Origin of the sequence: Streptomyces sp. NPDC018019, assembly GCF_044327805.1 — a bacterium.
GTDB lineage: Bacteria > Actinomycetota > Actinomycetes > Streptomycetales > Streptomycetaceae > Streptomyces.
This window is the reverse complement of the sequence record NZ_JBIRGD010000001.1, coordinates 566,408-591,919: the sequence shown is the minus strand read 5'-3', so window position 1 is coordinate 591,919 and position 25,512 is coordinate 566,408. Positions and strand designations below refer to the sequence as shown.

The 25,512-nt window shown below is 72.3% G+C and carries 26 protein-coding genes and 1 tRNA gene; 14 read left to right on the top strand and 13 right to left on the bottom strand.

Features of this window, described 5'->3' with window-relative positions:
* Window positions 1-129 precede the first annotated feature (129 nt).
* Complete coding sequence (locus ACH4FX_RS02755) at window positions 130-1,656, bottom strand: aromatic amino acid ammonia-lyase (protein WP_398474373.1); 1,527 nt, start codon at window positions 1,654-1,656, stop codon at window positions 130-132.
* A 263-nt stretch (window positions 1,657-1,919) separates the two neighbouring features.
* Here ACH4FX_RS02755 and ACH4FX_RS02750 point away from each other — a divergent pair, with 263 nt between their 5' ends.
* Together ACH4FX_RS02750 and ACH4FX_RS02745 are read left to right on the top strand one after the other, a co-directional pair.
* Entirely contained in the window at window positions 1,920-2,510 is a 591-nt protein-coding gene (locus ACH4FX_RS02750) for an alpha/beta hydrolase (protein ID WP_398474372.1), read from the top strand.
* Between the two features lie 174 nt (window positions 2,511-2,684).
* Window positions 2,685-3,188, top strand: coding sequence for a hypothetical protein (locus tag ACH4FX_RS02745; RefSeq protein WP_398474371.1), 504 nt, complete (start codon window positions 2,685-2,687; stop codon window positions 3,186-3,188).
* 37 nt (window positions 3,189-3,225) lie between these two features.
* On the opposite strand, the gene ACH4FX_RS02740 is transcribed toward ACH4FX_RS02745, so the two are convergent.
* Complete coding sequence (locus tag ACH4FX_RS02740; RefSeq protein ID WP_398474370.1) at window positions 3,226-4,242, bottom strand: LacI family DNA-binding transcriptional regulator; 1,017 nt, start codon at window positions 4,240-4,242, stop codon at window positions 3,226-3,228.
* 218 nt (window positions 4,243-4,460) lie between these two features.
* On the opposite strand from ACH4FX_RS02740, the gene ACH4FX_RS02735 reads away from it, so the two are divergent.
* The 4 genes from ACH4FX_RS02735 (at window position 4,461) to ACH4FX_RS02720 (ending at window position 7,999) form a co-directional block, all read left to right on the top strand.
* A complete protein-coding gene (locus ACH4FX_RS02735; RefSeq protein WP_398474369.1) occupies window positions 4,461-5,357 on the top strand; it encodes an amidohydrolase in 897 nt (298 codons plus the stop codon).
* An 11-nt stretch (window positions 5,358-5,368) separates the two neighbouring features.
* Window positions 5,369-6,049, top strand: a complete 681-nt coding sequence (locus ACH4FX_RS02730) for a cysteine dioxygenase (RefSeq protein WP_398474368.1) — start codon at window positions 5,369-5,371, stop codon at window positions 6,047-6,049.
* A gap of 63 nt (window positions 6,050-6,112) precedes the next feature.
* The gene (locus ACH4FX_RS02725) at window positions 6,113-7,564 is read left to right on the top strand and encodes a purine-cytosine permease family protein (protein ID WP_398474367.1); all 1,452 of its coding nucleotides are present in this window, start codon (window positions 6,113-6,115) and stop codon (window positions 7,562-7,564) included.
* A 9-nt stretch (window positions 7,565-7,573) separates the two neighbouring features.
* Window positions 7,574-7,999, top strand: a complete 426-nt coding sequence (locus ACH4FX_RS02720; protein WP_398474366.1) for a hypothetical protein — start codon at window positions 7,574-7,576, stop codon at window positions 7,997-7,999.
* Between the two features lie 378 nt (window positions 8,000-8,377).
* Here the strand turns inward: ACH4FX_RS02720 and ACH4FX_RS02715 are convergent, their stop codons facing one another.
* Window positions 8,378-9,769 carry a cystathionine beta-synthase gene (locus ACH4FX_RS02715; protein ID WP_398474365.1) on the bottom strand — a complete coding sequence of 464 codons (1,392 nt, stop codon included), beginning with the start codon at window positions 9,767-9,769 and terminating at the stop codon, window positions 8,378-8,380.
* Window positions 9,770-10,020: 251 nt separating this feature from the next.
* Here ACH4FX_RS02715 and ACH4FX_RS02710 point away from each other — a divergent pair, with 251 nt between their 5' ends.
* The 3 genes from ACH4FX_RS02710 (at window position 10,021) to ACH4FX_RS02700 (ending at window position 13,693) form a co-directional block, all read left to right on the top strand.
* The gene (locus ACH4FX_RS02710; RefSeq protein ID WP_398474364.1) at window positions 10,021-11,043 is read left to right on the top strand and encodes an SGNH/GDSL hydrolase family protein; all 1,023 of its coding nucleotides are present in this window, start codon (window positions 10,021-10,023) and stop codon (window positions 11,041-11,043) included.
* A gap of 166 nt (window positions 11,044-11,209) precedes the next feature.
* A complete protein-coding gene (locus ACH4FX_RS02705; RefSeq protein WP_398474363.1) occupies window positions 11,210-12,430 on the top strand; it encodes an acetyl-CoA C-acetyltransferase in 1,221 nt (406 codons plus the stop codon).
* A 360-nt stretch (window positions 12,431-12,790) separates the two neighbouring features.
* Window positions 12,791-13,693, top strand: a complete 903-nt coding sequence (locus ACH4FX_RS02700) for a hypothetical protein (protein ID WP_398474362.1) — start codon at window positions 12,791-12,793, stop codon at window positions 13,691-13,693.
* 34 nt (window positions 13,694-13,727) lie between these two features.
* On the opposite strand, the gene ACH4FX_RS02695 is transcribed toward ACH4FX_RS02700, so the two are convergent.
* Window positions 13,728-14,042, bottom strand: coding sequence for a hypothetical protein (locus ACH4FX_RS02695; RefSeq protein ID WP_398474361.1), 315 nt, complete (start codon window positions 14,040-14,042; stop codon window positions 13,728-13,730).
* Window positions 14,043-14,140: 98 nt separating this feature from the next.
* On the opposite strand from ACH4FX_RS02695, the gene ACH4FX_RS02690 reads away from it, so the two are divergent.
* Window positions 14,141-14,368: a DUF4287 domain-containing protein gene (locus tag ACH4FX_RS02690; protein ID WP_003984087.1), complete on the top strand. Its 228-nt coding sequence runs from the start codon at window positions 14,141-14,143 to the stop codon at window positions 14,366-14,368.
* 100 nt (window positions 14,369-14,468) lie between these two features.
* Here ACH4FX_RS02690 and ACH4FX_RS02685 read toward each other — a convergent pair whose 3' ends face one another.
* Window positions 14,469-15,329 carry a Bax inhibitor-1/YccA family protein gene (locus tag ACH4FX_RS02685; protein WP_398474360.1) on the bottom strand — a complete coding sequence of 287 codons (861 nt, stop codon included), beginning with the start codon at window positions 15,327-15,329 and terminating at the stop codon, window positions 14,469-14,471.
* A 276-nt stretch (window positions 15,330-15,605) separates the two neighbouring features.
* The gene (locus ACH4FX_RS02680; RefSeq protein WP_398474359.1) at window positions 15,606-16,004 is read right to left on the bottom strand and encodes a rodlin; all 399 of its coding nucleotides are present in this window, start codon (window positions 16,002-16,004) and stop codon (window positions 15,606-15,608) included.
* Between the two features lie 210 nt (window positions 16,005-16,214).
* Here ACH4FX_RS02680 and ACH4FX_RS02675 point away from each other — a divergent pair, with 210 nt between their 5' ends.
* Window positions 16,215-16,388: a hypothetical protein gene (locus ACH4FX_RS02675; protein WP_398474358.1), complete on the top strand. Its 174-nt coding sequence runs from the start codon at window positions 16,215-16,217 to the stop codon at window positions 16,386-16,388.
* Between the two features lie 90 nt (window positions 16,389-16,478).
* Here ACH4FX_RS02675 and ACH4FX_RS02670 read toward each other — a convergent pair whose 3' ends face one another.
* From ACH4FX_RS02670 to ACH4FX_RS02650, 5 genes are all read right to left on the bottom strand, one after another.
* Window positions 16,479-16,880, bottom strand: coding sequence for a rodlin (locus ACH4FX_RS02670; protein WP_398474357.1), 402 nt, complete (start codon window positions 16,878-16,880; stop codon window positions 16,479-16,481).
* Between the two features lie 209 nt (window positions 16,881-17,089).
* A complete protein-coding gene (locus ACH4FX_RS02665) occupies window positions 17,090-17,398 on the bottom strand; it encodes a hypothetical protein (RefSeq protein WP_398474356.1) in 309 nt (102 codons plus the stop codon).
* A 235-nt stretch (window positions 17,399-17,633) separates the two neighbouring features.
* Window positions 17,634-17,867, bottom strand: coding sequence for a chaplin (locus ACH4FX_RS02660; RefSeq protein ID WP_150237977.1), 234 nt, complete (start codon window positions 17,865-17,867; stop codon window positions 17,634-17,636).
* 280 nt (window positions 17,868-18,147) lie between these two features.
* Entirely contained in the window at window positions 18,148-18,549 is a 402-nt protein-coding gene (locus tag ACH4FX_RS02655; RefSeq protein WP_398351824.1) for a rodlin, read from the bottom strand.
* 351 nt (window positions 18,550-18,900) lie between these two features.
* Window positions 18,901-19,191, bottom strand: a complete 291-nt coding sequence (locus tag ACH4FX_RS02650) for a hypothetical protein (protein WP_398474355.1) — start codon at window positions 19,189-19,191, stop codon at window positions 18,901-18,903.
* Window positions 19,192-19,555: 364 nt separating this feature from the next.
* On the opposite strand from ACH4FX_RS02650, the gene ACH4FX_RS02645 reads away from it, so the two are divergent.
* Window positions 19,556-20,098, top strand: a complete 543-nt coding sequence (locus ACH4FX_RS02645) for an STAS domain-containing protein (protein WP_398474354.1) — start codon at window positions 19,556-19,558, stop codon at window positions 20,096-20,098.
* A gap of 95 nt (window positions 20,099-20,193) precedes the next feature.
* On the opposite strand, the gene ACH4FX_RS02640 is transcribed toward ACH4FX_RS02645, so the two are convergent.
* A tRNA-Leu gene (locus tag ACH4FX_RS02640) sits at window positions 20,194-20,275 on the bottom strand.
* 426 nt (window positions 20,276-20,701) lie between these two features.
* On the opposite strand from ACH4FX_RS02640, the gene ACH4FX_RS02635 reads away from it, so the two are divergent.
* Both ACH4FX_RS02635 and ACH4FX_RS02630 read left to right on the top strand, forming a co-directional pair.
* Entirely contained in the window at window positions 20,702-21,481 is a 780-nt protein-coding gene (locus tag ACH4FX_RS02635; RefSeq protein WP_398474353.1) for an ABC transporter ATP-binding protein, read from the top strand.
* 46 nt (window positions 21,482-21,527) lie between these two features.
* On the top strand, window positions 21,528-24,071 hold the full coding sequence (locus ACH4FX_RS02630) for an ABC transporter permease (protein ID WP_398474352.1): 2,544 nt from the start codon (window positions 21,528-21,530) through the stop codon (window positions 24,069-24,071).
* Between the two features lie 99 nt (window positions 24,072-24,170).
* Here ACH4FX_RS02630 and ACH4FX_RS02625 read toward each other — a convergent pair whose 3' ends face one another.
* Entirely contained in the window at window positions 24,171-25,481 is a 1,311-nt protein-coding gene (locus ACH4FX_RS02625) for a class I SAM-dependent methyltransferase (RefSeq protein WP_398474351.1), read from the bottom strand.
* Window positions 25,482-25,512: the final 31 nt, after the last annotated feature.

Sequence of the window (25,512 nt, the reverse complement as noted above, 5' to 3'; positions counted from 1 at the left end):
CCGTGTTCGCGGCCGTGCTCCCGGCCTTGGTGTCGTTGCTGGTCGTGCGGTGCGGTACGCCGTGCGCCCGCGGCCTTGCCGCCCGACTGTACGTAATCGGGGCCCGCGCCCCGCGCCTTCCCGCCCGCTTCACAGCGCGGCCAGTCCGTCCAGCAGGCTTTCCGCCACCGCCACGTCCGCCGTCAGCGGCCGGTCGGCCATCCGCGCGTCGAGCGCCCCGGCGGCCAGGGCGAACGCGCGGGCCGCCGGCAGGCCCGGCTCGGGCTCCAGCGAGCGCATCCGCAGCGCCCGGACGGCCGCGACGAGTTCGCAGGCGAGCACCCGCCGGTAGGTGACCGCGGCGCGCAGCGTCTGGCGGGCGCCGAGCGACGCGAAGCTGGCCTGTTCCTCGACGCCGCGGGAGAGGACCGCGTGCCCCAGGGAGGCGGGCTGCGAGACCGCCCGCAGCTCCCCGAGGGCGGCCCCGGCCGCGTATTCGAGGATCATCACGCCCGAGCTGGCCGGCGCCTGGTCCCCGAGGAACGGGCGCAGCCGGGTGAAGTCCGGCTCGGAGAGTGCGGCGAGGCGGGCGGTGGACAGCAGCGCGGTCTGGAGCACGGCGAGCCGGAAGCCGTCCAGGGCGAGGGCCGGGTGCGCGGCGTAGAAGTTGCCGTGGTGGTACGCCGCCTGGTCCGCCACGCTGATGAGCGGGTTCTCGGCCGCCGCGTTGACCTCGACGGCGAGGACGCGTTCGAGGGCGTCGGCGGCGTCCAGCGCGGGTCCGTGGATCTGCGGGACGCAGCGGAAGCCGTACGGGTCCTGGATGCGGCCCAGCGGCGGCGCGGGCCGGGCCGGGGCCCCGGTCAGCTCCCGCATGCGGGCCGCGACGGCGGCCGTGCCGGGGTGCGGGCGGGCCCGGACGACCGGCTCGGCGAAGGGCTCGTGGGAGCCGCCGACCGCCAGCAGGGAGAGCGCGGCGACCGGCAGCGCCGCGGCCAGCAGGCGCCGCAGTTCGTCCAGGGCGAGCGCGGCCTGGCCCAGGGTGAGCGCGTTGCTGCTGATGAGGGCGAGTGCGTCGGTGCCGTCCAGGGCGAGGGGCGCGGGGGCGCGGCCACCGGCCCAGGGGTGTTCGCCGGCGAGCGCCAGCCCGGTCTGCGCGAGCGCGGCCAGGTCTCCGGTGCCGACCGCCCCGTACTCGTTGACGACCGGGTACGCGCCGCTCTCCAGTGCCGCGACCAGCGCGGTGATCACCTCGGGACGCAGCCCGGCGCCGCCCGCCAGCAGTTGGTTCGCGCGCACGGCGAGCATGGCGCGCACCTCGCGGGCGGGCAGCGGGTCGCCGATCGCCCCGGCATGGCTGCGCAGCAGCCGCAGGCCGTGCTCGTCGTCGGCGGCGAGGACGTCCTCGGTGCGGTTGGCGCCGACGCCGGTGCTGCGGCCGTAGACCCGGCCGGTGGCGGCGAGGCGGCGGGCGGTCTCCCAGGACTCCCGCGCGTGCGCGAGGTCTCCGGGGGCGGGCCCGGCGGGCCGGGCCGTCCGCTCGGCGAGCGCGACGACCCCGGCGACACCGAGACTCCGCCCGTCCAGCGCGACCGTGCGTACGGGCAGCGGGGCCGCTTCCGCGCCCCCGGGCGCACGGCCGGGCCGCCTGCCCTGTTCCAGAGTCCGGGACGACATGACGTCGGCCTCCCTTCCTCTGACGGCCCCGCGGTGGCGCCCGGCAGCCGGGCCGGACCGCACCGCGTCCCTCGGGCACTCTCGCCTTCTATTCACTCACCCCGACTCTGCATGACGGTATACAGCCCGGACAAGAGGCACCCACCCCCATCCGGCTGATCGCCGCCCGGCCACGCCCGTACGGCCGCGGTGGGGCGCGCCCCACCCCCGATCCTGGTGCCGGCCCGCCGGGCGCCCACCGCCCGCCCGGCCAGGCTGCTGACATGCGAAAATCCAAGCGCCACCGCTCCGTTGGGCCCACCGTCCCGGCCGCTGCCGCCGTCCTCGCCACGACGCTCCCGTTCCTCGCGCCGCCCGGCGCCGCCGCTTCGGCCGCCCCGGACCTGCCCGCCCAGCCGGTGCCGTCCCCCGCCGGCATCGAGGCCCAGCAGCAGACCACCGCGACCTCGGTCGCGACCCTCTGCAACGACGTGGCCTGGCCCCGCTCACCCGGGAAGCACGCCCGTGCGGTGGCCGCCGACCGCGTCCGCCACCCGCTGTCCGCCGGTATGCCGGGCAACATCACGCCCTGCTCCTTCTGGCCGGCGCCGCCCGCCGAGCGGCCCGTCCGGATCACCTCCCGCGGCCCGTCGAACGTGCTGCTCATCCAGAACCGCCGCGGCCCGGCCACCCCGCTCGCCGGTGCCCGCGCCCTGCGCCGGGCCTTCGGCGACCGCGCCCGGATGATCACAGTCGAGGCCGGCGGCCACGGCGTCCACCAGGGCGAGGACCGTACCTGCGGGGGCGCACGGACCACCGCGTTCCTGCTCACCGGCGCACGCCCGGCCACCGACATCACCTGCCCCGGCTCCTGACGGTCCCGCGCCGCCCCACGCCGTCCCGCACCCGGCCCGGCCGCGCCCCGGGCGCCGGTGACCATGACATTTGTCCCGGCCGGACGAGGACGCTTGACGCTGCCGGGGAGCCCGGCGGATCACCAGGATGGAGACAGCACAGAGCAGCGGACCTCACCAGGGACAGGGGCGGGCATGAAGATCTTCACGAAGGCTCGGAAGGACGCGGCGCGGCAGGTTTCCGCCGGGGAACTGGCGGGCGTCAAGCCGCTGCCGGTGTGGTTCTTCGCGTTCGAAGGGGTCCTGGGGGCCGCTTACGACCTGTGCCACGCGTGGACCGGCGCCTGGATGGTGATCCTGGGCTTCGCGGCGGTCAACATCATCGTCGGGCTGACCGTGCTGCGCCGCCGGATCAAGCTGGTGAAGGCGCTGCTGAAGAACTCCCGCACCCGTTTCATCGCCATCGGCCTGATCGCCTTCCGGATGGGCGCGCACGCGCTGCTGGGGGTCGTCGGCGCGCAGGTCACCTCCACGGCCGGGCACCTCTTCTTCGCGGCCGTGATGGGCGGCGTGACGGTCGCGCTGCTCTGGTTCGACCAGCGCGTCACCTTCCGGGCCCTGGGACTGGCTCCCGCCCCTGCCCCGACCGCGGCCCCTGCCCCGACCGCGGCCCCCGACCGGACCGCCGTCCCCGCCTGACGGGCCGGCACCGCCGCGGCGGCCGGCCCCACCGGGCTCAGACCCGTACGGCCGACCCCCGCTCGCTCAGCCGCGGCGCGCACAGCATGCGCTTGCGCCGTACCCGCCGTCCCTCGATCGCCGCGACGGCCAGCCGGGCCGCTTCCTCGGCGATGTCCGCCAGGCCCCAGTCCAGCGTCGTCAGGGGCGGGGTGAGCACCTGGGAGACGGGGTGGTCGTCGAAGCCGACCACCGAGACGTCCCGGCCGACCGTCAGCGACGCCTCGGCCGCCGCCGCGTAGACCCCGTACGCGATCGAGTCGGAGAAGCAGAACACCGCCGTGGAGCCGGTCCCGGCCGCCCCGCCGTCGCGCAGCACGCGCCGCGCGACCGCCGTCGCCTCGCCCAGTTCCTGGGCGCACGGCAGCACTTCGGCCGCGATGCCGAGCCGCCCGGCGGCCTCCCGTACGTACACGTCGGCGGGCCGGTCCGGCGTGGAGGGGCCGGTGGGCGTCAGGACCGTGACCCGCCGGTGGCCCAGCCCGGTCAGGTACTCCAGTACGGCGTCGATCCCGGCGCGGTTGTCGAACAGCACCTCGCCCGCCGTACGGGCGCGGCGCAGCGAGTCGCCGATGGACACCACCGGCACCGCCTCGGCGATCTGCGCCCAGCCCGCCGCCGACGGGTCCACCGGCGACACCAGCAGGCCGTCCACCCGCTGGTCGCGCAGCTGCTTGGCGAGGGCCAGTTCGCGCTGCGGGTCGCCGCCCGCGTCCAGGATGAGCGCGTAGCGGTCGCCCGCGAGCAGTTCCCGTCCTATCGCCGCCATCAGCTGCTGCTGCCACAGGTCCTGGAGGTCGCCGGCCAGCACACCGACCATGCTCGTGCGGCCGCTGGCCAGGGCACGGGCGATCGGGTCGGCCTCGTAGCCGAGTTCGGCGGCGGCCTTGCGCACCCGTTCCTCGGTCTCCTTGGAGACGTGCGTGCCGCGCAGGGCGTAGGAGACGGCGGCGGTGGAGAGCCCGGTGGCCTCGGCCACCTCGCGGAGGGTGGTGCGCTTACGGGGCCTGGCCATGCCGGAAGCCTACCCAAGGGCGCACCGCACCCCGCGTGTTGCGCCGTCCGCCCGCCCCCGCCGTGCGCGTGGCCGCCCCCGTCACCGCCTTGACACGAATTCGGGTTAATCGCTTCACTTAATCGCATAACTGAAGCGCTTAACTTCCTTGCTTCCGGCCCTTCTTGAGGTTGCTCCCCACCCGGCCCCGGCGCCGGGCACCCGCCCGGAGGAAGCCCGTGCCCACCGACGTCCACCAGCACCTCTGGCCACCGCGGTTCCTCGCGCTGCTGCGTGCGCGGACCGCGCCGCCCCGGCTCGACGGCCGGACGCTGCACCTGCCCGGCGAAGCCCCGTACGTCATCGACCCCGCCGACCACGCCCCCGCCGACCGGGCGGAACTCGCCCGCGCCGACGGCCTCGACCGGGCCCTGCTCTCGCTCTCCAGCCCGCTCGGCGTCGAATACCTGCCGCCCGCCGAAGCCGACCCGCTCCTCGACGCGTTCCACGAGGGAGCACTCGCCCTGCCCGCCCCGTTCGGCGTCTGGGCCTCCCCGTGCCTGTCCGACCCCGTACCGGCCCCCGGGCCCGTCATACGCCTGCTGCACCGCGGCTGCGCGGGCCTCCAGCTGCCCGCCACCGCCCTGCTCGACGCCGCCGGCTGGGCCCGCTGCGCACCGCTCCTCACCGCCGTCGCCCGCCTCGGCAAACCCCTCTTCGTCCACCCCGGAGCCGCACCACCGGCCCCGCCCGGCGGCCCGCCGTGGTGGCCCGCCCTCGTCCCCTACCTCCAGCAGCTGCACGCCGCCTGGTTCGCCTTCCGCGCCTTCGGCCGTCCCCGCCACCCGCGCCTGCGCGTCTGCTTCGCCGCCCTCGCGGGCCTCGCCCCGCTGCACGGCGAGCGGCTGGCGGCACGCGGCGGCCGGGACCGCGGGCGCGTCGATCCCGGTGTCTTCTACGAGACGTCCTCCTACGGCACCCGTGCCGTGGACGCGGTCGTCCGCGCCGTCGGCATCGACGCCGTCGTCGCGGGCAGCGACCGCCCGTACGCCGTGCCGGGCGTGCCCGACCTCGGCGCCGCCGCCCTGCACGCCCTGCACACCGCCAATCCGGCCCGCCTCCTCGGCCCCGCGTAAGGAGCCCGCCCGTGAACCCCGAGCCCCACGCGCACCACTACGAACCCCCGCCGTCCGCCCCCGGCTTCCCCGGCGGCGTCCCCCGCCTCTTCGCCGGCCTCCCCGACCGCACCCTCGGCAAGCGCGAGCTGCGCTCCCTCGTCGACCGGCTGGCCGACGCCCCGGACCTCTGGCGCGGCGAGATCGCCTTCTCCGACACCGAGCGGCACTACGCCTCCCTGCACCGCGACACGTACGTCGACGTCTGGCTGCTGTGCTGGACCCGGCGCAGCGACACCGGCTGGCACGACCACGACCTCTCATCCGGCGCGGTACGCGTCGTCCAGGGCGTGCTGACCGAGTCCAACCCCCGCATCGGCGGCGCCCACCTGGCCACCGCCGTCGGCGCCGGCGCCTCCTTCTGCTTCGGCCCGGACCACATCCACCGCCTCACCGGCGCCACCGACGACGCGGTCTCCCTGCACGCCTACTCGCCGCCGCTGTGGCGGCTCGGCCAGTACGCCATCACCGAGGACGGCCTGATGCGCCGGCTTTCCGTCTCGTACGCGGACGAACTCCGCCCCCTGGAGCCCGCCGCCTGCCACGACCCCACCCCCGAACCCGGCCGCGGACCCGGCCCCGCCACCGGCCCCGGCACGCCCGGAACCGCGCCCGACGGCTCCCCCGTCACCTTTTCCGGTCCGGGGTATTGATTTATTCATTCACCCGCATCGATCCTGCATGAACTCATACAGCAGGTGCGAGGAGGGCGGCCGATGGCGGCGGTGATGGAACAGCACTCGATCGACGTCGTCCCGGACGCCGAACGCCACGGCACGCCGTTCAGCCAGTTCACCCTGTGGCTCGGCGCCAACCTCCAGATCACCGCCGTCGTCACCGGCGCGCTGGCCGTCGTCCTGGGTGCCGGGGCGCTCTGGGCGTCGGCCGGTCTGCTGCTCGGCAACGTCCTCGGCGGGGCGGTCATGGCCCTGCACTCCGCCCAGGGGCCGCGCCTGGGCCTGCCGCAGATGATCTCCTCACGGGCCCAGTTCGGGGTGCGCGGCGCGGTGGTGCCGCTGGCGCTCGTCATCGTCATGTACATCGGCTTCTTCGCCAGCGGCACGGTCCTGGCCGGGCAGGCGGTCGGCGAGCTGACGCACCTGGGCGACACCCCGGGCATCCTCGTCTTCGCCGCGGTCACCGCCGTCGCCGCCGCGGTCGGCTACCGGCTCATCCACCTGCTGGGCCGGGTGGCCGGCGTGGTGTGCGCGCTGGCCTTCCTCTACCTCGGCGCGCGTCTGCTGGAGCGCGCCGACCTGGCCGTGCTGCTGCACGACCGGACCTTCTCCTTCCCGCTCTTCCTCCTCGCCGTCTCGCTCTCCGCCTCCTGGCAGCTGGCCTTCGGCCCGTACGTCGCCGACTACTCCCGCTACCTCCCCCGGCACACCTCCACCCGCGCCACCTTCTGGTGGACGCTGTCCGGCTCGGTCCTCGGGTCGCAGTGGTCGATGACCTTCGGGGCACTGGCCGCCGCGGCGGCGCCCACCGCCTTCGTCGGGCACGAGGTCTCCTACGTCGTCTCCCTCGGCGGCACCGGCCTCATGGCCTCGGCGCTCTACTTCGTCATCGCCCTCGGCAAGCTGACCATCAACGTCCTGAACACCTACGGCGGCTTCATGTCGCTGGTCACCAGCGTCAGCGGCTTTTGCGCCCGCAGCACCCTGTCGCCGCGCGGCCGGGCCGCCTACATCACCGGCATCATGCTGGCGGGCACCGCCGTCGCCCTGCTCGGCAAGGACTCCTTCCTCACCGCGTTCAAGGACTTCCTGCTGTTCCTGCTGACCTTCTTCACCCCGTGGTCGGCGATCAACCTGGTCGACTACTACCTGATCTCCAAGGAGCGCTACGACATCCCGGCGCTCAGCGACCCGGCCGGCCGTTACGGCGCCTGGAACGTCAGGACGCTGGCCGTGTACGCCGTCGGGGTACTGGCCCAGTTCCCCTTCCTGTCCACCCACTTCTCCACCGGCCCGCTGGTGGCCCCGCTCGGCGGCGCCGACGTCTCCTGGCTCGTCGGGCTGGCCGTGCCCGCCGCCCTGTACCGGGCCGTCACCCGCCGCGGCACTGGCCGGGTGCCGCCCGCGCCGGTGCCCGCCCCCGGCACCGCCGGCCCCCCGGCCGCCGATACGGGGGCTAGCCCTACCGCGCCGCCCGCTCCCCGCACGTAATCTCGCAGCATGGCTACCCATGACCCCGAGCTGAGGAAAGAACTCGACGCCACCTTGCAGACGCGCAAGGAGCTGGGGCCGGAGTACGAGTCCGAGCTGGTCGAATCGTTCCTGGAAAAGCTCGACACGACGGTCGACCAGCGGGTGCGCCGACAGTTCGCCGAGCAGCAGATGCAGGTCGCGCGCGGTGTGCAGCCGCCCCGGCCGCGGTCCGCGCCCGGCGGTGACGGCAGCGGCTACGCGCAGCGCTTCGGCTTCGCCACGGTCTCGCTGGTCCTCGCGGTCCCGCTGTCCGCGATCGGCGCGGTCAACGAGGGCATCATCGGGCTGATCGTCAGCTGGGCCGGCATCGTCGGCGTCAACGCGGTGCACGCGTCCGGCTTCTTCAGGCGCTCCCGCCCGGACCGCGAGCGGGACGCGGACGGCTGGGACTGAGCCCCGGGCCGGTCCCCGCCGGACGGCCCGCGCCGGGCCGGACCGGAAGGCGCGGGGACCGCCGCACCCCGGCCGGGCCGGGGGCGGGACGACGGCGGTCCCCGCGGGGGACGCGGGCCGGGTCAGGGCCGGCCGTCGCGTCCGGGCGATCTGCGGAAGGTCCGGGAGCCGCTCCGGAAGTCCGTATCGCCACCGTCACCAATGTGCCCGACCGGTGTTAAGCGCGTGCTGCGGGCACGTGACGCATACGTACACCTTGCGGCGACGGCGCGTTTCCTGACGGTCACTTGACGCCGGCTGTCCTCGGCAGCAGAGCAACCATGGAAACGAACTCCGACCACGAACCCCCGACCACGCCCCCCGACCGCTCACCGAGCCTTACCCCTGCTTCGCCTCCCGCGCCAGGAACGCCAGCAGGTCCTGCCGGCTGACCACGCCCTGCGGCTTGCCCTCGACGAGCACGATCGCCGCGTCCGCCTTCTCCAGGACCTTCATCAGGTCGCCGACCGGCTCGCCCGAGCCGACCTGCGGCAGCGGCGGGCACATGTGCTTCTCCAGCGGGTCCGCGAGCGACGCGCGCTGCGCGAACAGCGCGTCCAGCAGCTCCCGCTCCACGACCGAGCCGACGACCTCGGCCGCCATCACGTCCGGGTGCCCGGCGCCCGGCTTGACGATCGGCATCTGCGAGACGCCGTACTCGCGCAGCACGTCGATGGCCTCGCCGACGGTCTCCTCCGGGTGCATGTGGACCAGCGAGGGCAGCGCGCCCTCCTTGTGCCGCAGCACGTCGCCGACCCGCGCCGCGGGACCGGCGTCCTCCAGGAAGCCGTAGTCCGCCATCCACTCGTCGTTGAAGATCTTGCTCAGGTAGCCGCGTCCGCTGTCCGGCAGCAGGACGACGACCACGTCGTCCGGGCCGAGCCGCTCGGCGACCTCCAGGCCCGCCACGACCGCCATGCCGCAGGAGCCGCCGACCAGCAGGCCCTCCTCCTTGGCCAGCCGCCGGGTCATCTGGAAGGCGTCCTTGTCCGAGACCGCCACGATCTCGTCCGCGACCGTGCGGTCGTAGGCGCTCGGCCAGAAGTCCTCACCGACACCCTCGATCAGGTACGGACGGCCCGAGCCGCCGCTGTAGACCGAGCCCTCCGGGTCGGCGCCGACGACCTTGACCCGGCCCTCGCTGGCCTCCTTCAGGTACCGGCCGGTACCGCTGATCGTGCCGCCGGTGCCGACGCCCGCGACGAAGTGAGTGATTTTCCCCTCGGTCTGTTCCCACAGTTCGGGACCGGTCGTCTCGTAGTGCGAACGGGGGTTGTTCGGGTTGCTGTACTGGTCCGGCTTCCAGGCGCCCGGGGTCTCGCGGACCAGCCGGTCCGAGACGTTGTAGTACGAGTCCGGGTGCTCGGGGTCCACCGCCGTCGGGCAGACCACGACCTCGGCGCCGTACGCCCGCAGCACGTTGATCTTGTCGGTGGACACCTTGTCCGGGCAGACGAAGATGCACTTGTAGCCCTTCTGCTGGGCCACGATCGCCAGGCCCACCCCGGTGTTCCCCGAGGTCGGCTCGACGATCGTGCCGCCCGGCCGCAGCTCGCCGGACTTCTCGGCGGCCTCGATCATCCGTACGGCGATCCGGTCCTTCACGGACCCGCCCGGGTTGAAGTACTCGACCTTCACCAGGACGGTGGCCTGGATCCCTCGGGTGACGTTCCTGAGCTTCACCAGCGGGGTGTTGCCGACGAGCTCGATCATGGATTCGTAAAACTGCACGGTGGTCTCCGCTGTCGGGGGCGCGCTGTCCTGCGCCCATCCGACCAGCCTATTGCCCGCCCTTCGAGGAGTCGCCGTGCGTTGCGCGGCCCGTCCGACGGGGCACCACCTTGGTGTACCGCTTCTCGTTCCCGTCGCCACGATCTTCCGTCCCGGGCCCCGCGGCCCGAGTCCGCCGCCGTTTCTGGCCCGACTCCACCATCACAGCCACTTCACGTTTTCCACGCACTGCACGGGGAGGTGCCCGGCCTATGCCGATGACGATGTCCAGGGCGAGGGTGGCACGGCGGATCGCCGCTGCCGCCGCGGTGGGCGGCGGCGGGATCGGTCTGCTCGGCGTGGCCGGTGTCGGCCTGCTGCTGACCGAGGTCCGCCTCGCCCGCCGTACGGTCGGCGGCTCCAGCGCCGTACCGCCCAGCGCGGACGGCCGCTACGGCTCCGCCTTCGCCCACCGCACCGACCGGCCGCCGCTGCGGCTGGGCTTCCTCGGCGACTCCACGGCCGCCGGCCAGGGCGTGCACCGCCCCCGCCAGACGCCGGGCGCCCTGCTCGCCTCCGGCCTCGCCGCCGTCGCGGAGCTCCCGGTCGACCTGCGCAACGTGGCGCTGCCCGGCGCCCAGTCCGACGACCTCGAACGCCAGGTCGGCCTCCTCCTGGACGGACCCGAGCCCGCCCCCGACGTGGCCGTGATCATCATCGGCGCCAACGACGTCACCCACCGCATGCCGCCCGCCCGCTCCGTGCGCCTGCTGTCCGACGCGGTGCGCCGGCTGCGCGAGGCCGGCTGCGCCGTGGTCGTCGGCACCTGCCCCGACCTGGGCACCATCGAGCCGGTCTACCAGCCGCTGCGCTGGGTCGCGCGCCGCCTGTCCCGGCAGCTCGCCGCGGCGCAGACCATCGGCGTGGTGGCGCACGGCGCCCGTACGGTCTCCCTCGGCGATCTGCTGGGCCCGGAATTCGAGGCCCATCCGCGCGAGCTGTTCGGCCCCGACAACTACCACCCCTCCGCCGAGGGCTACGCCACCGCCGCGATGGCCGTGCTGCCCACCCTCTGCGCCGCGCTCGGCCTGTGGCCCGAAGAAGAGCGCCCCGAGCCGCACCGCCGCGAGGGCATCCTCCCGGTCGCCGAGGCGGCCGCCCAGGCCGCCGACGAGGGCGGCACCGAGGTCACCCCGACCCGCACGCCGTGGGCCCTCCTGAAGCACCGGCGCAGGCGGCAGATCCCGATCCCGGAGCCGACGGACGCGGCGGTGCGGACGCCGCCGGGCGGCTGAGCCGCGCCCTGCGGGGCCGTCCCGGAGGGCGGCCGGCCCGGCACGGCGATAAGCAGCCGCTTAGAAAGAGCCCCACATCACAGCGCCGACAGCGTGACCTCCGCCTTACGGACGGGTAACTTCCCCCACAGTCCTGCCCGTCCGCCAGTCTTCCTCTGGAGCCGTCATGCCCGAAGCCGTGATCGTTTCCGCCGCCCGTTCCCCGATCGGCCGCGCCTTCAAGGGCTCCCTGAAGGACGTGCGCCCGGACGACCTGACCGCCGGGATCATCAAGGCCGCGCTCGCCAAGGTCCCGGCGCTGGACCCGAAGGACATCGACGACCTGATGCTCGGCTGCGGCCTGCCGGGCGGCGAGCAGGGCCACAACCTCGGCCGCATCGTCGCCGTGCAGATGGGCATGGACCACCTGCCCGGCTGTACGGTCACCCGCTACTGCTCGTCCTCCCTCCAGACGACCCGGATGGCGCTGCACGCCATCAAGGCCGGTGAGGGCGACGTGTTCATCTCGGCCGGCGTGGAGACCGTCTCGCGCTCCGTGAAGGGCACCTCGGACGGCCTGCCCGAGACCCACAACCCGCTGTTCGCCGACGCGGAGGCGCGCACCGCCGCCCGGGCCGAGCAGGAGGGCGCCGACTGGCACGACCCGCGCGAGGACGGCCTGCTGCCCGACCCGTACATCGCGATGGGGCAGACCGCCGAGAACCTGGCCCGCGCCAAGGGCATCACCCGCCAGGACATGGACGAGTTCGGCGTACGGTCCCAGAACCTCGCCGAGCAGGCGATCAAGGACGGCTTCTGGGAGCGCGAGATCACGCCGGTGACCACACCGGACGGCACGGTCGTGGCCAAGGACGACGGCCCGCGCCCCGGCGTCACCCTCGAAGGCGTCCAGGGCCTCAAGCCGGTCTTCCGCCCCGACGGCCTGGTGACGGCCGGCAACTGCTGCCCGCTCAACGACGGCGCCGCGGCCCTCGTCATCATGTCCGACACCAAGGCCCGCGAGCTGGGCCTGACGCCGCTCGCCCGGATCGTCTCCACCGGCGTCAGCGGCCTGTCGCCGGAGATCATGGGCTACGGCCCGGTCGAGGCGTCCCGGCAGGCCCTCAAGCGCGCCGGCCTGGGCATCTCCGACATCGACCTGGTCGAGATCAACGAGGCGTTCGCCGCCCAGGTGATCCCCTCGTACCGGGACCTCGGCATCGACCTGGACCGGCTGAACGTCAACGGCGGCGCGATCGCCGTCGGCCACCCCTTCGGCATGACCGGTGCCCGCATCACCACCACGCTGATCAACTCCCTCCAGTGGCACGACAAGCAGTTCGGCCTGGAGACGATGTGCGTGGGCGGCGGCCAGGGCATGGCGATGGTCATCGAGCGCCTGAGCTGACCCGGCCGGGACGGGTGCCGTACGGGCGGGTCCCGCCCCGGCGAACGGCACCCGTCCCGCCCCGCGCGCCACACCCGTCCCGCAACCGCGCCTCACCCGCACCCTGCGTCCCAACTGACGCACGCAGAGCGACAATCGGTGACCTGGATCACCGGGTGACGAGATCGCGATCAAATCTCCCCCAGGATTGTGACCAAACCCCCCAAGGTGGGGTGTCTCCGCAGGTCAGCGCGGTGTCACCCGAACGCACCAGGTCCAAATCCCCGTCCTGCTCAGGCCCTCGGCCACTGGGACCGGTCGCCGACGACCGGCAGCCTGATGTAGGAAGTCGGGGGACATTCTGCTAATGGGAGTACGTCAGTGAGCGCCATCACTCTTGCCCTGCTGTTGGCCGCGGCCGTCGCCGTGGCCCTGGGAGCGGCCGCCCTGCACGCCGCCCACGGGCTGCGCCGCCAGGTGGCCGGGCTGCGCGCCGAGCTGCTCGCCGCGCACGCCGAGACCCGCGCCGAGGCCCGCGCGCAGGCCGCCGCGCACATCCCCGCCGCCCGCCCCGCCCCGGCCGCCGAGCACGCGCTCGCCGACATACGGGCGGCGGTCGCCGAGGCGCTGGCCGAGGAGCGGGAGCGCGAGCTGGCCGAGGCGCGCGCCTTCTGGGCCGCCCAGGAGGCCCGGGACGCCGCCGACGCCCCGTCCCTGCTGGGCCCGCTGGACGGCGGCACCGACCACCTCGACGAGCGGCTCGACGACCCGTTCTTCCTGCCCCGGCAGGCGGACCTGGCCGGGCTGGAGCCGCTGCTCGGCCCGGACGCGCCGCACTCCGTGGACGGGCCGGGCGCCCTGGAGCCGGTGGACGCCCTGGAGAGCGAGACGGTCGAGGAGGCCGAGTCCGCCGAGCTGGCCGCCGCGCGCCGGCGCCACCCCTCCCACCCGGACTTCTCCCCGTCCCCGTCCATCGGCGACCACGAGCGCACCGTCAACCGCCTGGAGGAGCTGGCCCGCGACCGCACCCCGCTCGCGGATGTCCGCCCCGGCCCGCTGGGCACCCTGGACGTGTACGTCTTCGCCGACGGCACCACGGTCTGCATGACGCCCGGCCACCGGGAGACCGCCGAGCGCGTCGCCACGGCCCTGCGCGAGGGCCGCGCCCCGGTCCTGCTGGGCGGCTCCGGCATCTCCGGCGCCTACGCCCTGACCTTCTCCTGGGGCTCCGCCACCACCGACAGCGTCTACATCCTCGCCGACCGCGTCATCGCGTCCCTCTGAGAAACCGGCCGGAAGCGGCCGTTCCCCGGGGGCCTCAGCACCGCACCGCGGCCCCCCGCACCAGCTCCACCGCCGCCGCCAGCGCCCGCTCGTCGCCCGCGGCGCGCAGCGCCTCCGTCAAATCGTGCCCGGCCACCGCCACTTGGTCACCGACCGCGAACATCCCCGCGTCCGGGATCTCGTACGGCTCCCGCCCGGGGTTTTCGAGGCGCTGCGCCCGTGCCGCCAACTCGCGGGCGAGGGCGAGCGCTTCGGCCGCCGCACCGCGCGCCAGGGTGCTCTGCGGCAGCGCCCGCAGGCGGTCTGCGAGGGCGTCAACGGCAGTCTGCAAGGGCGTCACGTCAAGCACAGCCCGAGCTTATGCGCCACTCCCGGGTGGTTGCCAACACCCGGGCGGTCAGGCACGGTGGGCTGAAGGACCAGCATCGAACGCGTCCGGAGGCGCCGATGTCTCAACTCTTCTCCGAAGAGACCCACCGGAACCTGCTCTCCCGCATCCCCCACTGCACCGGCCGTGAAGTCTCCGACTGGCTTCGCACGGTAGACGAAGGCCCCGCTCTCTTCCGCTTCGAGGAGAAGGTCAGCTGGCTCCGGGGCGAGCACAACCTCGCCTACGGGCACGCCAAGGCGATCGTCCACGAATACGACCTCAGGCGCGCAGCGCGCAAGCTGTAGCCGTGCCCGCCCGGAACGCCGAAGGGCCCGTGGGGAACTCCCCACGGGCCCTTCCTCACGTCACCGCCGGGCACCGCATCCGGCGCCCGGCGGCGCGGCGTCAGTCCCTCAGGATCGAGATCAGCCGCAGCAGCTCGGTGTAGATCCACACCAGGGTCACGGTCAGGCCGAACGCGGCCAGCCAGGACTCCTCGCGCGGAGCACCGTACGCGATGCCGTCCTCGACCTGCTTGAAGTCCAGGGCCAGGCACAGCGCGCCGAGCACCACGCCGACCACGCCGAACAGGATGCCCAGGCCGCCGCTGCGGAAGCCGAGGCCGTCACCGCCGCCGAAGACCATGAACAGCATGTTGACCATCGACAGCAGCACGAAGCCGAGCAGCGCGATCATCAGGAAGCGCGTGAAGCGGGCGGTGACCCGCACGATGCGGGTCTTGTAGGCGACGAGCATGGCGACGAAGACCGCCATCGTGCCCATCACCGCCTGCATGGGCGCGCCGCTCAGCTTCGGCAGATCGTTGATCGCGCCGCTGAGCGCCCCGAGGAACAGGCCCTCGAAGGCCGCGTACGTCAGGATCAGGGCCGGCGACGGCTTGCGCTTGAAGGACTGGACGAACCCCAGCACCATCGCGATCAGCCCGGCGCCGACGGCGAAGCCGAGGCTCTTGGTCAGGAACATCCAGCCGACGGCCGCGCCGACGATCACCGTACCGAGCGTCATGCCGGTGCGCAGCACGACGTCGTCCATCGTCATCCGGCCGGACTGCGGCGCGTACTGCGGCGCCTGGGTGCCCTGCGCGGCGTCCTGGGCGTAGGGGTTGCCGGACGGGGCGTACGGGTTGGTTCCGGCGTAAGGGTTCGCTGCGGGGCCCCCGGCCTGCGGCGGCGCGTTGAAGCCCGCGTAGCCGTTGTTGTCGCGGCTGAACCCCCGTCGCGAGAAGACCGGGTTGCTGCTCCTCATCTCACTCCTCCATGGCCGCCGTGCGCGGCCTTCCCACAAGGGTAATGGCTCGGTAAAAGCACGTTCTAGTTCTTCAGCAGGATCTTCACCGCAACCGCCGGTGACCAATCCTGCACGAGAACCGTCGCCACCGCCGGTTTTTTCCGCCGGTGGATCTCCACGCCTGTAGGACGTACGAGGGGCCGGGAAGGTGCCCGGACGCCGCTGAGGGACCGCACGCGGGCGGCGTGCGGTCCCTCAGCGGGTTTCGGCGGCCGGTGGCCGGCCGCCGGCGGGTCACTGGTTGTTGGTGCCGTTCTGGGACAGGAGCGGCAGCTTGTCGATGAGGTGCGACAGCGCCTGGTCCTGCTGGCTCTCGGTCGAGTTCTCGACACACTGCTGGTGCTGGTCGGAGGACAGGATGTCCTGAACACCGATGTTGACCAGGGCCACGATGTTCTGCACGTTCGTGATCGGGATACCGATGCACAGCTTGTTCAGCGAGTTGCCGATGAGCGTGGCGCTCGGGCTCATGTCGCCCTCGGTGCGGTTGTTGCCGAACGACTGGGCCGAGTGGTTGCCGTTGGCCGTCCCCGTGTCGCGGCCGTCGCCCACCGCCATGGCCTGCGGAGCCGCCGCCGCGGAGATACCGACCAGAGACGCGGCAACCGCCACGCCCGCCATCATCTTGTTCATCTCGAAACCCCTTCAGGAAATGAACTCCCATGACGAAGGGAGCCCTGTAAGCAACAACCGGTCACGGCCGGGAAAGTTGCGCATCATCACCCGAACAGATCGACATTCCAGTTCCCGGACCGGTATCCCACTCTTCCGTGTGGCTTTCGGCGGCACCGGCCGGGGACGATTCCCCGGTCCGCCGGACAGCGAAAGGACAAGGATTTCCGCATGGCCGCCCCCACGGATGCGATGCGCGTGCAAGAGGAAATCGTCGACGCGGTGCGCCGCGGTGACGACGCCGGCGTCGACGCCCTGCTCGGCCGCTTTGCCCGGGTCGCCGATCTGGAGGCGCTGATGCGGCTGCGCAGGGCGTTGCTGGAAGAACCGGAGGAGGCCGGCTGACACCGGGCGCCGGCCTGCCCGGAAGGGAAAGGGCCCGTACTGCCGGCCGGCAGTACGGGCCCTTTCCCGGTCACGCGGCGACGGTCTTCGTCACTGGTTGTTGGTGCCGTTGACGGAGAGGATCGGAAGCTTGTCGATGAGGTGCGACAGCGGCCCGTCGCCCTGGACCTGGGACGAGTTCTCGACACACGTCTGGGTCTGGTCCGAGGACAGGATGTCCTGCACACCGACGTTGACCAGGGCCACGAGGTTCTGCACGTCCTGGACCGGCAGCGCGATACAGGGCTTGTTGAACGAGCCCTGGATGAGCGCGAACTGCGGGCTCATGTTCCCCATCGTGGACATGTTGCCGTACACCTGGGCCGCACCGTTGCCGTTGTACGTGCCGACCTTACGGGCGTCGCCGACCGCCGACGCCTGTGGAGTGGCGGCGGCCGAGATACCTACGACAGAAGCAGCCGTGGCTACTGTTGCCAGCGCCTTCTTGATCATATGTGATCCTTCGCGTTTCGGGATGCTCTTTACCCGGGGCAATGTGAACAACTCGGTGTGATGAGCTTGGTTGTGCCCCATCACTCAAATGATTTCGGGCACAACTGGCGGGAACAGCTGTGCCGCCGGTCGGCGCACCGGCCGTCCGGTTTCGACCGCGACGCCCCGGGATATCGACCGGGTCCGGCAGCAGAGCCGCGGGCCGGGCGCTACTTTCCGGCCGGCTTGGCCACCTCGACCCCCCTGAGCCCCGGAGTCTTCTGGGTGACATCCCCGACGGTGTGCAGCAATTTCTTCGTGGCGCGGGAATCCTGTAGATCACCGGCGGTTTCCTCGACGGTCCTGACCACCGGGTCGAGCTGCCGGCCGTCCAGCTGCTTGTTCTTCAGGGCATCCGCCAGGCCACCGTTCAGGCTGAAACTCGGCACCTTCCCAGGGGTGCCGGCGAAAACGGGGGACGCCGCTCCCAGGGCCATGACGGAACCGGCCAGAAACGCGGCCGTCTTCGCGTACTTCACTTTCCGCTGTCCTTTCCTGAGCGGTGCTGTCGCCCGCCGCGGCCGAACTCGCCGCGCGATCTTCCCGGAATTGTCCGGGCCACCGCCCTTTTGGTGTTCAACGATTCCGGCCCGAAGGAGAAACCCATCCGTTTCGCCACTTCCCGGCCCCCTCGAACGCGACCGGCCCCGGCACGCTTGGCTGGCGCGCCGGGGCCTTTCGCTTCATCCTCTGCTACCCGTCCGACGCGGTACGTCAGTCGTTGACGCAGGTGTTGCCGAACGCCGGGTTCAGCAGCCCGATGATGTCGATCGAGTTCCCGCAGAGGTTCACCGGGATGTGGATCGGAATCTGCAGGACGTTGCCGGAGAGGACGCCGGGGGAGTTCTGCGCGGCGCCCGAGGTACCCGCGTCGGCGAACGCCGGGGTGGCGGCCCCGACCGCCATGAGCGTTCCAGCAGCGACTGCGGCAACCTTCGCGTACTTCACTTTCAGCCCTTTCCGCAGCGGAGTCTGAAACGGTCACGTCCTTCGTGCCGCACGGGCGCCCTCAGGATTGCCCGTAACACCGCCACCAATATTCGTAACGATTCGGCCGCGCTGACGAAACTCCCGTGAAGTCGATTTTCACGAGGAATCGCCCATATGGTTCAGCGCGGGCCAGGAGAGAAGACCACGGGACGGAACTGCGCGCTTTTCGTAAAGCGCAAAGGCCCGAGCCGATCAGGAGGAGAGAACCGACGTCCCGGGCCTTTTACGGCAGTCCGGCTCAGCTGTTGTTGACGCCGTTCTCGGACAGCAGCGGGAGCTTGTCGATGATGTGCGACAGCGCCTGGTCCCCCTGCGACTCGGTCGAGTTCTCGACACACTGCTGGTTCTGGTCGGAGGACAGGATGTCCTGGACGCCGACGTTGACCAGGGCCACGATGTTCTGAACGTTCGTGATCGGAATGCCGATGCACGGCTTGTTGAGCGTCCCCTGGATCAGGCTCAACTGCGGGGACATGTCGCCCTCGGTGTCGGAGTTGCCGAATGCCTGCCCCGCGCCGTTGCCGTTGGCGGTCGAGGTTCCGCGTCCGTCGCCGACCGCCATGGCCTGCGGAGCCGCCATGGCCGAGACGCCGACGATGGACGCGGCTACGGCCGTCGTGGCCAGGAACTTCTTGATCACGATTCACCCTTCTCGAAGCGGAGTGCCCGTTTCCGGAGCGACCTGGACAACTCGCGTCCGCCAGTTCAGTTTCGCCGGTTCACCCGAATGCCACGAAACCGTAGACACATATCACCGCACTGCCGGGCGACCGGCAGTGCGCCCGGCAATCGAAAGTCGTGGACAGCGGACGGCCGTCCCCGGCGTCGCGTAAATGAGCGAAACCGCCACCGCAGCCCTCCGCGTGCCTTTTCCCGGAGTGGCTGCCATAATCCCGCCGCACACAGAGAAAGGCCCCGCGCGCCGCGGGGCCTTTCCTGATCTCTCAGCGGGGCGGCGGCACGCGGTGCCGCCCGCCCCGCCGCATCCGGCTCACTGCTCGACGTTGCCGATCGCCAGGCCGACCTTGGTGACGTTCTTCTTGTACTTGAACTTGTACGTGTCGTTGTCGTTGTACGTGTACGCCTTGTTGTCGTTGTACTCGTTGTGCTCCTTGTGCACCCGGTCACAGTGGAACTTGCCGTACTTGGCAGCGCAGTTGCTGCCGGCGGTGAGCCGCGGTGCGTCGTCCCAGGACGCAGCGGAGGCCATGCCCGAGAGCGGGACGATGGCAAGGGCGGCGATGGCGACCGAGCCGGCGGTACGACCGATGAACTTGCGCATGCTTTCTCTCCTCGTGCGCAGAAATGTGACACCGGATGTCTACCGCGGCCGTATCCGATCGAACACGCACTGCCATGTGATATATCTGTTCGGGTCCGAAGTGCGACCATTTGCAGCACCAGCGTTTCCCCCGTGGAAATGCTTGCGCTATCCGCGACCGCGCGCATTCGCAGGGTGCGCCGAATGCGGCCCCGCCCGGCGGCCGGGCCCCGTACCGGCGGCGGCCCGCGCGGCGGGAGCGGCGTGCCGGCGCGGCCCGATGCGCCCCGGCGCCGCGGACCGGGACGGCCCGCCCGGCACACTGGGGGGTAGCGGGGATTCGCCCCGGGAGCCCGGCCCGTCCGGGCGCACACGTGGAGGAGCGATGTCCCAAGGCAGGCGGCACCTGACGATCACCACGGTCGTCGACGCCGGGGAATGCGCGGTGCTCCGGGTGGCCGGAGAACTGGACGTGCACGCCGAGCGGCAGTTCCTGGACGAGTCCGGGGCCGTGATCGCGGCCGGGCACCGGTTCCTGGTGCTGGACCTGACCGCGCTGCGGTTCTGCGACTCACGCGGCCTGAACTGCCTGCTCGCCCTGGAATGGCTGTGCCGCCGCATGAACGGGCGGCTGCTGCTCGCCTCCCTGGGCGTCCGCGTCCTGCACGTCCTCCTGGTCACCCGGGCCGTGGACGCGCTGGCCTGCTTCCCCACCGTCGGCCACGCGCTGGCCGCCGTACCGGCCGAGGTCCGCCCGGCCTGGCCGCCCGGCGGCACCGCGTCCGCCGGCGAGCACGCGGACGGCGACGGGAACGGCGGCGGCGCCCTCCGTGAGACCGGTGACGCCGAGCGCGACGGCACCGAGCGCGACGACGTCAAGACCGGCGACGGGAACACGCACCGGCCGTACGATCGGGACCGGCCGTAGCGGAAGGGCCGTGGCGGAACGCCCGCGGCGCACCGGACCGTCTCCGGGGGCCGAGCGGAAGCCCGTGACCGGACCGCCCGGCGGCTCATGTGCTGTGCCCGGAGCCGGACTTGAACCGGCACGGCCCGAAGGCCAGCGAGGTTTAAGCTCGCCGTGTCTGCATTCCACCATCCGGGCCTGGGAACCCCCGCGCCACCTCGAAAGGGGCAGCACGAGCCTAGCCCGCGGCACCGTCTGAACAGGGGGCCGTCTTCCCTAGGTTGTCTTATTTTATTGGCAACTGAGGGGTCATCAGCGGCTGGTACGGGCCTTCGGCACATGCCTGCGGCCCACCCTCGCCGCTCCGGCGGCCACCCCGGCCCGTGTCCGGATTGACGGAAACTCGACGTCTTGCGCGCGCCCCCGCGAGCCTCCTCTCCGCCCCCGTCACGTCAGGGTCGCCGTCATACCCAGGGATGACCGAAGGGCCGTACGGATACCCCGCAGGGCTCCCCCAGGACCGCCTCACGGGCTGACGTTGGCGCACCGGGTCCTCCCCCACGATGGAAAGGGCCGCGTTCCACCGGCCCCGACCGTCCCGACATTCGACAGGAGTCCCTTCCCGTGACCACCACCCACACCGGCGTTCCCACCGCCACCCGCGCCACGGTGGCCGCACGCGCCACGGATCTCACCAAGGTCTACGGACAGGGCGAGACCCAGGTGGTCGCGCTGGACCAGGTCTCCGTCGACTTCCGGCAGGCCGAGTTCACCGCGATCATGGGCCCCTCCGGGTCCGGCAAGTCCACCCTCATGCACTGCATGGCCGGCCTGGACACCGTCTCCCGCGGCTCGGCCCTGATAGGCGACACCGAGCTGAACGGCCTGAAGGACAAGCACCTGACCCGGCTGCGCCGCGACAAGATCGGCTTCATCTTCCAGGCGTTCAACCTGCTGCCCACCCTGACCGCGCTGGAGAACATCACGCTCCCCATGGACATCGCCGGCCGCAAGCCCGACCGGCAGTGGCTGGACCGGGTCGTGGAGACGGTCGGCCTGTCCGGGCGGCTCAAGCACCGGCCGAGCCAGCTCTCCGGCGGCCAGCAGCAGCGCGTCGCGGTGGCCCGCGCGCTCGCCTCCCGGCCCGAGATCATCTTCGCCGACGAGCCCACCGGCAACCTCGACTCCCGCTCCGGCGCCGAGGTGCTGGGCTTCCTGCGCAACTCCGTACGGGAACTGGGCCAGACCGTGGTGATGGTGACCCACGACCCGGTGGCGGCGGCGTACGCGAACCGGGTCGTCTTCCTCGCCGACGGCCGGATCGTCGACGAGATGGCCGACCCCACCGCCGACCGGGTGCTGGAGCGCATGAAGGGCTTCGACGCCAGGGGGCGGGTCAGCTGACCCGCCCCGGCAGCCCGCTCACCGCCCTTCTCCCACAGGACTGACGATGTTCCGTACCGCCTTGCGCAACGTGCTCGCGCACAAGGCCCGGCTGCTGATGACCGTCCTCGCCGTGATGCTCGGCGTGGCCTTCGTCTCCGGCACCCTGGTCTTCACCTCCACCCTCTCCGAGGCCCAGCAGAAGAGCTCCCAGAAGGGCTTCGCCGGCGTCGACGTGGCCGTCCAGCCGCACCGCCCGGACACCGCCGGCACCAAGCCCGGCCCCGCGCCCAAGCTGAGCCAGGCGCTGCTCGACAAGGCCGGCAAGGTCCCGGGCGCGGCCCGCGCCACGGGCACCGTCGAGGGCTTCACCGCCATCGCCGACAAGAGCGGCAAGCTCGTCGGCACCGGCTTCAGCTCCCGCGGCCGCAACTACTACCCCGGAGCGGACGGCAGGGACGACCGCTTCCCGATGACGTCCGGGACCGCGCCCAAGGGGCCGGACCAGGTCGCCCTGGACTCCGGGACCGCCGAGAAGACCGGCTACCAGGTCGGCGACACCGTACGGCTGTCCGTCGACGGCCCGGTCCGCGAGGCGAAGGTCTCCGGCGTCTTCACCACCGAGGACGGCGCGGTCGCCGCGGGCGGCAGTCTCGCGCTGTTCGACACCGCCACCGCGCAGAAGCTGTTCCACATGCCCGGCGGGTTCAGCGAGATCGATGTCAAGGCCGCGCCCGGTACGTCCCAGGAGGCGCTGAAGTCCGCGGTCGACAAGGTCCTGCCGGACACGGCCGAGGCGGTCACCGGCAAGAAGCTCGCCGACGACCAGGCCGAGGCGATCGCCAAGAGCATGGACAGCATGAAGACCGGCCTGCTGATCTTCGCCGGCATCGCGCTCTTCGTCGGCATCTTCATCATCGCCAACACCTTCACCATGCTGGTCGCCCAGCGCACCAAGGAGCTGGCGCTGATGCGCGCGGTCGGCGCCAGCCGCCGCCAGGTCACCCGCTCGGTGCTCGTCGAGGCGTTCGTGGTCGGTGCGGTCGCCGCCGTCACGGGTCTGCTGGCCGGCATCGGCATCGGCGCCGGGCTGCGCGCGCTGACCGGCGCGCTCGGCACCGTCCCGGACGGCCCGCTGGTCGTCGCCCCCTCGACGGTCGTCGCCTCGCTGGTGGTCGGCATCGTGGTGACGGTGCTCGCCGCCTGGCTGCCGGGCCGCCGCGCCGCGAAGATCCCGCCGGTCGCCGCGATGAACAGCGTGCACGCGGCGGCGACCACGAAGTCCCTGGTGGTGCGGAACGCCATCGGCGCGGTGCTGGCCGCCGCGGGCACCGCCTGCGTCCTGGGCGCCACCGCCGTCGGGGCCGACGAGGGCAAGGCCCTGATGGGCCTGGGCGCCGGGCTGCTGCTGATCGGCGTCTTCGTCCTGACCCCGCTGCTGTCCCGCCCGCTGATCGCCGCCGCCGCGCCCGTCCTGCGCGCCTTCGGCGTCTCGGGCAAGCTGGCCCGGCAGAACGCGGTGCGCAACCCGCGCCGTACGGCCGCCACAGCCTCCGCCCTGATGATCGGGCTCACTCTGGTCACCGGCCTGACCGTGATCGCGGGCAGTGTCCAGAAGGGCGTCGACAAGATGGCGACCGACGCCCTGAAGGCGGACTACGTCGTCAGCATGGCCAACCGCGGCCCACTCTCTCCCGACGTGGCGAAGACGCTGGCCGCCGATCCGAAGGTCACCGCCTCCAGCCCGCTGCGCAACGCTCCGGCCCGCATCGACGGCGACACGGAGTACCTGACCGGGGTGGACGGCAAGGCGATCGGCGAGCTGACGAACCTGGACTTCACCGCGGGCTCCTTCGACGGGCTCGGCGCGCCGAAGGCGAACCGCGCGGTCGTCGACAGCAGCACGGCCAAGCGGCACGGCTGGCAGGTCGGCTCGACCTTCGCGGCGACGTTCGAGGACGGCGGGAAGGACCGGCTCACCGTCTCCGGCGTCTACGAGGGCAACGACATGCTCCAGGGGATCATGCTGGACACCTCCGTGCTGGCGCCGCACCAGAAGAACCCCACCGATATGCAGGTGATGGTCAAGACCACCGGCGGCGCGACCGACGCCACCAAGGACTCCCTGGTCGAGACCCTCGGCAAGAACCCGGCGATCGCCGTCCAGGACAAGAAGGACGTCTCCGAAGGCATCGCGCAGATGGTCAACCTGATGCTGAACATGCTCTACGGGCTGCTCGCCATGGCCGTGGTCGTCGCGGTGCTCGGGGTGGTCAACACCCTGGCGATGTCGGTCTTCGAGCGGCAGCAGGAGATCGGCATGCTGCGGGCGATCGGCCTGGACCGGGTCGGCATCAAGCGGATGGTGCGGCTGGAGTCGCTGGTGATCGCGCTGTTCGGCGGGATCCTCGGCATCGGCCTGGGCGTCTTCTTCGGCTGGGCGGCCGGTGAGCTGATCGGCGCCTCGCTGAGCACGTACGAGCTGGTGCTGCCGTGGGGCCGGATGGGCATCTTCCTGGCGCTCGCCGCGGTGGTCGGCATGCTGGCCGCGCTGTGGCCGGCCCGCCGGGCCGCGAAGCTGAACATGCTGGCGGCGATCAAGGCCGAGTAGCGGACACCGCCACACAAGGGCCCCGGTGCCCGGCCGCCGCGCGCGGTCCGGTCACCGGGGCCCTTCCGTACGTCCCGTGGACGTCCCCGTGGAGCTTCGTCAGCCGCGCCACTCGCGGGCGCGCAGCGGGAGCCCCGAGGTGCCGGACTCCGGCGTACGGACCGCCAGCACCTGGTTGACGCCTATCCGGTTGCGCTCGAAGGACAGCGCGGAGGCGGCCATGTACAGCCGCCACACCCGGGCCCGGCCCGGCGTCGTCAGCCGTACCGCTTCCTTCCAGTGCGCCTCCAGGTTGGCCACCCAGGCACGCAGCGTCAGCGCGTAGTGCTCGCGGATCGCCTCCACGTCCCGCACCTCGAACCCGGCGTCCTCCAGCTGCCCGACGGTGCGGCCGACCGGGGCCAGCTCGCCGTCGGGGAAGACGTACCGGTCGATGAACTCGTCGACGTGGTACGCGTCCTCGTCCGCCAGCGGGCGGCGGGCGATCTGGTGGTTGAGCAGCCGCCCGCCGGGCTTGAGGAGCGCGTGCAGGTCGGCGGCGTACTCGGCGTAGCGGGCGCGGCCGACGTGCTCGGCCATGCCGATCGAGGAGATCGCGTCGAACGGCTCGTCGTGGACCTCGCGGTAGTCCTGGACGCGGATCTCGACACGGTCCGCGAGGCCCGCCTCGGCGACCCGCTTGCGGCCGTAGGTGGCCTGCTCCTCGGAGAGGGTGATGCCGACGACCCGTACGCCGTACTCACGGGCCGCGTGCAGGGCCATCGAGCCCCATCCGCAGCCGACGTCCAGCAGCCGCTCCCCCTCCTTCAGGCCGAGCTTGCGGCAGATGAGGTCGAGCTTGTCGCGCTGCGCGTCCTCCAGGGTGGCGTCCGGGCCCTCCCAGTAGGCGCAGGAGTAGACCATGGAGGGGCCGAGCACCAGCTCGTAGAAGTCGTTGCCGACGTCGTAGTGGTGGCTGATGGCCTCCTTGTCCCGGCGCAGGGTGTGCAGCGGCCCGTGGCTCTTGGGTGCCTCCTCGGCGGGCGGCTTGGGCGGTACGGGGAGGCCCGCCAGCGCCACCAGGTCGCGGGCGGCGGCGCGGATCTCCGGCTTGGCCAGAGCGCGCAGCACAGCGGCACGCTGCGGCTTGCCGGCCGCGGTCCCGCGCTCCCAGATCAGCCCCGACAGCAGGTCCAGCGCCTCGTACAGATCGCCCTCGACATCGATCTCACCGGCCACCCAGGCGCGCGCGAGCCCCAACTCGCCGGGTTTGAACAGGAGGCGGCGCAGGGCGCGGCGGTTGCGGACGACGAGGACGGGGGCCCCCGGCGGGCCGTACTCGCTGCGGTCCCAGGCGCGGATACGGACCGGGAGCGGGGCTCCCAGCACCTCCTCGGCGAGCTTGGAGAGCCGTCCAGCGGCGTCGGCCATGTCGCACACCTCCGTGTTGACGGGAAGGGCG

Coding starts and splice junctions, on each gene's coding strand:
- ACH4FX_RS02675 (WP_398474358.1), top strand. CDS start 16,215: ATGGCCGCCCCCACGGATGCGATGCGCGTGCAAGAGGAAATCGTCGAC.
- ACH4FX_RS02740 (WP_398474370.1), bottom strand. CDS start 4,242: ATGGCCAGGCCCCGTAAGCGCACCACCCTCCGCGAGGTGGCCGAGGCC.
- ACH4FX_RS02650 (WP_398474355.1), bottom strand. CDS start 19,191: ATGCGCAAGTTCATCGGTCGTACCGCCGGCTCGGTCGCCATCGCCGCC.
- ACH4FX_RS02685 (WP_398474360.1), bottom strand. CDS start 15,329: ATGAGGAGCAGCAACCCGGTCTTCTCGCGACGGGGGTTCAGCCGCGAC.
- ACH4FX_RS02680 (WP_398474359.1), bottom strand. CDS start 16,004: ATGAACAAGATGATGGCGGGCGTGGCGGTTGCCGCGTCTCTGGTCGGT.
- ACH4FX_RS02755 (WP_398474373.1), bottom strand. CDS start 1,656: ATGTCGTCCCGGACTCTGGAACAGGGCAGGCGGCCCGGCCGTGCGCCC.
- ACH4FX_RS02750 (WP_398474372.1), top strand. CDS start 1,920: ATGCGAAAATCCAAGCGCCACCGCTCCGTTGGGCCCACCGTCCCGGCC.
- ACH4FX_RS02630 (WP_398474352.1), top strand. CDS start 21,528: ATGTTCCGTACCGCCTTGCGCAACGTGCTCGCGCACAAGGCCCGGCTG.
- ACH4FX_RS02745 (WP_398474371.1), top strand. CDS start 2,685: ATGAAGATCTTCACGAAGGCTCGGAAGGACGCGGCGCGGCAGGTTTCC.
- ACH4FX_RS02625 (WP_398474351.1), bottom strand. CDS start 25,481: ATGGCCGACGCCGCTGGACGGCTCTCCAAGCTCGCCGAGGAGGTGCTG.
- ACH4FX_RS02710 (WP_398474364.1), top strand. CDS start 10,021: ATGCCGATGACGATGTCCAGGGCGAGGGTGGCACGGCGGATCGCCGCT.
- ACH4FX_RS02670 (WP_398474357.1), bottom strand. CDS start 16,880: ATGATCAAGAAGGCGCTGGCAACAGTAGCCACGGCTGCTTCTGTCGTA.
- ACH4FX_RS02645 (WP_398474354.1), top strand. CDS start 19,556: ATGTCCCAAGGCAGGCGGCACCTGACGATCACCACGGTCGTCGACGCC.
- ACH4FX_RS02705 (WP_398474363.1), top strand. CDS start 11,210: ATGCCCGAAGCCGTGATCGTTTCCGCCGCCCGTTCCCCGATCGGCCGC.
- ACH4FX_RS02690 (WP_003984087.1), top strand. CDS start 14,141: ATGTCTCAACTCTTCTCCGAAGAGACCCACCGGAACCTGCTCTCCCGC.
- ACH4FX_RS02725 (WP_398474367.1), top strand. CDS start 6,113: ATGGCGGCGGTGATGGAACAGCACTCGATCGACGTCGTCCCGGACGCC.
- ACH4FX_RS02720 (WP_398474366.1), top strand. CDS start 7,574: ATGGCTACCCATGACCCCGAGCTGAGGAAAGAACTCGACGCCACCTTG.